The 5161-nt window shown below is 39.3% G+C and carries 4 protein-coding genes; 1 reads left to right on the forward strand and 3 read right to left on the reverse strand.

The window, feature by feature from the left end; translation table 11 throughout:
• Positions 1-269: 269 nt before the first annotated feature.
• The 3 genes from DWX43_RS26615 to DWX43_RS26625 all read right to left on the reverse strand — a co-directional run bounded on the left by DWX43_RS26615 (position 270) and on the right by DWX43_RS26625 (position 3712).
• Positions 270-1337 (reverse strand): tyrosine-type recombinase/integrase, encoded by a 1068-nt coding sequence (locus DWX43_RS26615; RefSeq protein ID WP_118623080.1) that lies wholly within the window; start codon positions 1335-1337, stop codon positions 270-272.
• Positions 1338-1568: 231 nt separating this feature from the next.
• Complete coding sequence (locus tag DWX43_RS26620; RefSeq protein ID WP_118623082.1) at positions 1569-1994, reverse strand: cytidine deaminase; 426 nt, start codon at positions 1992-1994, stop codon at positions 1569-1571.
• 14 nt (positions 1995-2008) lie between these two features.
• On the reverse strand, positions 2009-3712 hold the full coding sequence (locus tag DWX43_RS26625; RefSeq protein WP_118623084.1) for an AAA family ATPase: 1704 nt from the start codon (positions 3710-3712) through the stop codon (positions 2009-2011).
• Between the two features lie 215 nt (positions 3713-3927).
• On the opposite strand from DWX43_RS26625, the gene DWX43_RS26630 reads away from it, so the two are divergent.
• Positions 3928-5076: an AAA family ATPase gene (locus DWX43_RS26630; protein WP_243099492.1), complete on the forward strand. Its 1149-nt coding sequence runs from the start codon at positions 3928-3930 to the stop codon at positions 5074-5076.
• Positions 5077-5161: the final 85 nt, after the last annotated feature.

Raw genomic sequence — 5161 nt, forward strand, 5'->3', positions numbered from 1 at the left:
AGTCTTGATTGACTACATCATTATTATACTAGGAGGGGATTTTATATCCGATTGAGGTTCTTGATGAAATAAAAGAAATCAGCACTAAAGATAAGGTAAAAATACCGGCAGGAATATGATGCAGCTTGGGTCATAGCGGATATCAACCAGCAGTATGATATCTGCCATGACCTGCCATTAGCAAAGAAATATTTCAAGAACTCCTTGAAACAGGATTCTTTAATTATGTACTTCGCCTGAAAGAAAAAGGTGATCGTAACGCTGGAGGATTAAACTTCCCTCAATTTTATCGCCGAGGCCGCCTTCCTGCGGCGGTTTTCTTCCAGGGCAGCGTAATGTTTTCTGGTTGTATCCACATCGCTGTGCCCGAGTGCATCGGCCACGAGATAAATATCCCCGGTCTCCTTATATAGAGAGGTTCCAAATGTGGAGCGGAGTTTATGGGGGGTTATTTTCTTGTTCGGCACGAAGACCTGGGCATATTTTTCGACAAGATTTTCAACTGCGTGGACACTGATCCGTTTTTTCTGGACGGAATAGAAGAGTGCATTTTCATGTCCGGCCAAGGCCTGCGCAGCTATTAACTTTCTGGGGCCGTCAATGTAATCTAGAAGGGCGTCCTCCACCTCTCGGCCAAAGTATAAAACCGCTTCATCCCCGCCCTTGCGGATAATCCTCATGCTTCCTTCGCGGAAGTTCAGATCGTTCAGATCCAGACCGACACATTCTGACACGCGGATTCCGGTCCCAAGCAGGAGAGTAACGATCGCCAGGTCGCGGACCTTGGTCTTTTCATAATAGGCCTTTTTCTGTCCGGTCAATTGGCTTCCATAACTTTCCATGCCGTCCAGAAGAATCGCCACCTCATCCGGTTCTAAATGGATAATAGCCTTATCATGCTTCTTAGGTATATCTACCTGCATGACAGCATTATTTTTTAAAAGCTGCTTTTTATAGAAATAATTAAAGAAACTGCGCAGGGAGGAAAGCTTTCTGGCAATGCTGCCGGTTGAGTTTTTCTGTTTGGCAGTTTCAGTCTGATAATATTTTAAATATTCCTGATATTCTTCAATATCATCACTTTTTAGTTGGTCTAAATCATTTAGAGTGATTTCCCGTACCTGTTTTCCGCATAAAGAGGGGTTATTCTCAAGTAAAAAATGAAAGAAAACCAGAAAATCATAGGCATAGGAAATACGTGTACGCGGACTGGTTCTTCCTTCAACAGCCCGAAAATAATCCGTTGCATATGGAGGTAATGTACCCAGCAGCTCCCGTAACTGCAGTGTGTAATCAATGTTCTTTTGTTCGTGGTAACTTAAATTCTTTCCGCCCATCAGGTCACCGCCTTGTTTTCATTATATTTGTAATTAGATTCTGATACGTTTTGGAGTAATTATATACCGTTTTAACTGAAAATGTCAATAATCTATGAATTAAACAAAGATTTGTTTCATAGATTGAGGTTATTCAAAACGTGCCGCACACTCTTCTGCACGGCACGTGAATCAGTAAAGTCAAGGACCCGTAGCTAAATTTATAACGCAGCCAACTGCAGGGGCAAAGAGTTATATTTTCTCATACCGCTCTGTTCCCCACCATTTTGGCATGAGTTCCTCCAGCCTTACGGTTTCTCTTGTATTGTAGTCAACCATAATTTCAATATCTTTATTCTTTATAGATAACTGCATCAGAAATTCACGGCATGCACAACAAGGCATACCGCTTGCGCCTCCATAAGGAGCCTTATCCCGGAAGGTAATCATTCTTTTAATTACTGTCTGGCCGCTGTTTACGTACATATTAAGTGCCGCAACCCTTTCTGCACATAAGTCCATAACACCACAGCAGCTCTCAATACAAAAGCCTGTATATATGTCACCATTCTCACTTTCCAATGCACATACTACATGATGAGCATACACAAATGGCGATACATCCTCGGGATGATATTCTGCTGCTGCCTTTTCATATAATTTTTCCCAGATATCCATAGGTGCTTCCTTTCCTATTTACTCTCACTGCCAATCAGAACCTTTTTCCCCTGAAATGCAAATCCATATTTTCTGATTTTATTATCCGGAATTCCCTTTTGGATAAGTGATGCCGCATAATTTTTTTTGTTTATCTGCCGAATTGCTGCCTGTACAGTGTCGGAAAGCTCCCGTTCATCATCCATATCCTGTACTTTAAACTCCAAAATCACAGCATCATCCTCATGGTTTTTAGGTACCAGCATTACGTCATATCTCCCGAATCCACTTTCCCGATTAGAGGTTAATTCATACCGGTTTGCCAATTCTACGATCAATCCGAGGACAAACCCATGATAAAAGCGCTCCGGTTCACTTTCTGAGGGCTTCCTGCCTGTGTCAAAGTAACTGAATGTGGATACAGAGATTCTATTCATATAAATATTCATGGCTTTTAAATCATCCTGTAACAAAGCCCGTATAAATTCGTTATAATTAGAGGCAGAGGAAGCAAACCAGTCCCGTACCATATCGTGAAACATAACCTTGACTTCATAATTGGTAATTTCTAACTCGTAAACATGTTTCCATTGCCCGTAATCCCCCTCGTGGATTGACTGCCCTTTTACCTTGAGGTAACCACTGGCTAAAAGCAGGCTCCATATTGCCCCCTCGTCCAGATTGAGCTGGTTATATATAATTTGTTCGTCAATTGCGGTGGATATGCTTCCACCTAAAAGTAAAGTCTCGAAGGTTTCCTTTACCTGTTTTGTACCTTCCTGAATCACTTTTCCCACAAGGAGGTTGCTGCTTGTATTCGTCCAATACGGTCCGACTTTTTTCTTATCCAGAAAGTTAATGATTGACCACGGGTTATAAATCTCTTTTTTCTCACCAAATGTAAAACCGTCATACCATCGTTTGACTTCTGCCTTGCGATCCCATAAATCATATTCTTTCAAAGCCGCATCAACTTCTGCTTCTGTAAAACCAAACATTTCATCGTATTTTGAAGAAGTTGTTGTAACAATTTCAAGATTATTCAGATCTGAAAAAATAGATTCTTTGCTGATTCGCGTAATCCCGGTCATGATAGCCCGCTCAAGGTATGGATTGTTTTTAAATGTTGCATTAAAGAGACTCCTTGTAAAAGCAGTAAATTCATCCCAGTAGCCTCCGACAAAAGACTCCTGCATGGGTGTATCATACTCATCCAGAAGAATGATTGTTTTTTTCCCGTAATACTTAAACAGATAACCTGACAATCTGCGTAGTGCGATCGTAATTTCGTAATCTTCCATTTCAGCGGATACTTTGCGGAAATATTCTTTTTCCCGGTCATTTAGGATATCACCGTTCAGTAAAAAATCGTTTTCATTATATAGATCCACGATAATCTCACATATTTTTTTCCTCATCTGTTCATATGAAGTCTCCTTGACATCAGAAAAAGTAAGTGAAATGACGGGATATGTTCCCTGTAGTTTTTGAAATTCTTTGTCAGACCATATATATAATCCTTCAAAAATCTGACTGCATTCCGAATACTTTATTGAAAAAAACTGTTCAATCATACTCATTGTGAGTGTTTTCCCAAAACGTCTGGGTCGCGTGATCAGAGTGACATCATCTCTGGACTCCCACCATTCTTTAATTAATTTTGTTTTATCTACATAAAAAGTATTCTGCTCTCTTATCTTTCTGAAGTCCTGAAGTCCGATTGCTATTGTTTTTGACATAATCTCATCACCCCGATTTCCATATTTTCATTATTAATGGTAATATTATATCGAAATTATACTATGTTTTATTTGCGAAGTAAACTATAATGCGGGCTGATGAGTTTTTATTTAGCCTTATAAACAGTAAAGTGATTGCGGCTTGTGAAAGAGGGAAATATTACGTATAATGGTAATTATAGTTATAGATTGTAAAATCAGTTAGGCGGTGCGGCATGGAACTTAAAAGGAATATATACAAAAAATTACTTGACTGGAAAAATAAAAATACTCATAAAGTATTGGAATTAGAAGGTGCAAGACAGGTTGGAAAAACATACATTTTAGATAAATTCGCCAGACAGGAATATAAAAGATATCTTTATATTAATATGGTTGGCTCAACAGGTGCTGACTTTTTAAAGTGTCTGGATGCAGCGAGCAGTTGGGAGCCAGAGCAGAAACGGGAAGAACATCCGATTCACAAGGCCTTACTGCTTTATGATCCTGAATTTAAAGATGAGGAAGAATTTCTGGTTGTGATTGATGAAATACAGGAATCAGCAGTGGTCTACAGTAGGATCCGGGAGTTTGCAAGGGATTTTAAAGCTCATTTTATTGTGACTGGTTCTTATTTGGGTAAAACGCGGGATAAGGAATATTTTTTATCGGCCGGGGATGTGGATACGCTTACGATGACCACACTTACATTTCCGGAATTTCTGGATGCATTTGGGAAGAGGGATGAATATGAAAGCATCAGTCTGTATGGTGAGTCAGAGCATGTATTATATGATGAATTAAGACAGTATTTTGAAATATACCTTCAGATTGGTGGATATCCGGAAGTTGTGATTACTTATCTGCAGAGTAATAGTATTCAGGAATGTGAAGCAGTTATTGAGAACTTGATACACATTTTTGTGAAGGAATCTTCCAAATATTTTGAAAGCCCTCTTGAACTGGAGATGTTTGAGAAAGTGTTTTCATCAATTGCAGTTACTCTTTTAAAGGAGAAAAAAGGTACAAAGGATTTAACTACAGATCTGACAAAAATTATATTTAAGGAAGAAAGTGGCAGGATATCTAAAAGAATGACAAATTATGCTATAAGCTGGCTGTACTTATCACACCAGATCGGGTATTGCAGTATGAGCGTAGACTGTAGTAATCTTGATATCGTGGATAATTGCAGATATTATTTTAATGATTTGGGTGTGGCAGGGTATTTCCTTAAACTTACAGGAGAGCCGCTTGAAACTATAGAGGGGGTTTTGTGTGAGAATTTCGTATATCTGGAGCTCATGAACCGGATTAGAAAGCGTGAAATTGCGGGGCAGGTACCGTGGTTTGCTATAGATAAGAAGATAATGGTATTAGATTAAATAATGGCACATGATCTGTTGGTACGGGTCATGTGCCATTTTAATTGTTAGGGCAAAGCCCTGTTTGCCATTGTGGAGTTTTTCG

Origin of the sequence: Clostridium sp. AF19-22AC, from assembly GCF_003479085.1 — a bacterium.
Lineage (GTDB): Bacteria > Bacillota > Clostridia > Lachnospirales > Lachnospiraceae > Faecalicatena_A > Faecalicatena_A orotica.

Bases quoted from the DNA above. Each gene is read 5' to 3' on its own strand.
- DWX43_RS26620 (WP_118623082.1), bottom strand. From the start codon at position 1,994: ATGGATATCTGGGAAAAATTATATGAAAAGGCAGCAGCAGAATATCAT.
- DWX43_RS26615 (WP_118623080.1), bottom strand. From the start codon at position 1,337: ATGGGCGGAAAGAATTTAAGTTACCACGAACAAAAGAACATTGATTAC.
- DWX43_RS26625 (WP_118623084.1), bottom strand. From the start codon at position 3,712: ATGTCAAAAACAATAGCAATCGGACTTCAGGACTTCAGAAAGATAAGA.
- DWX43_RS26630 (WP_243099492.1), top strand. From the start codon at position 3,928: ATGGAACTTAAAAGGAATATATACAAAAAATTACTTGACTGGAAAAAT.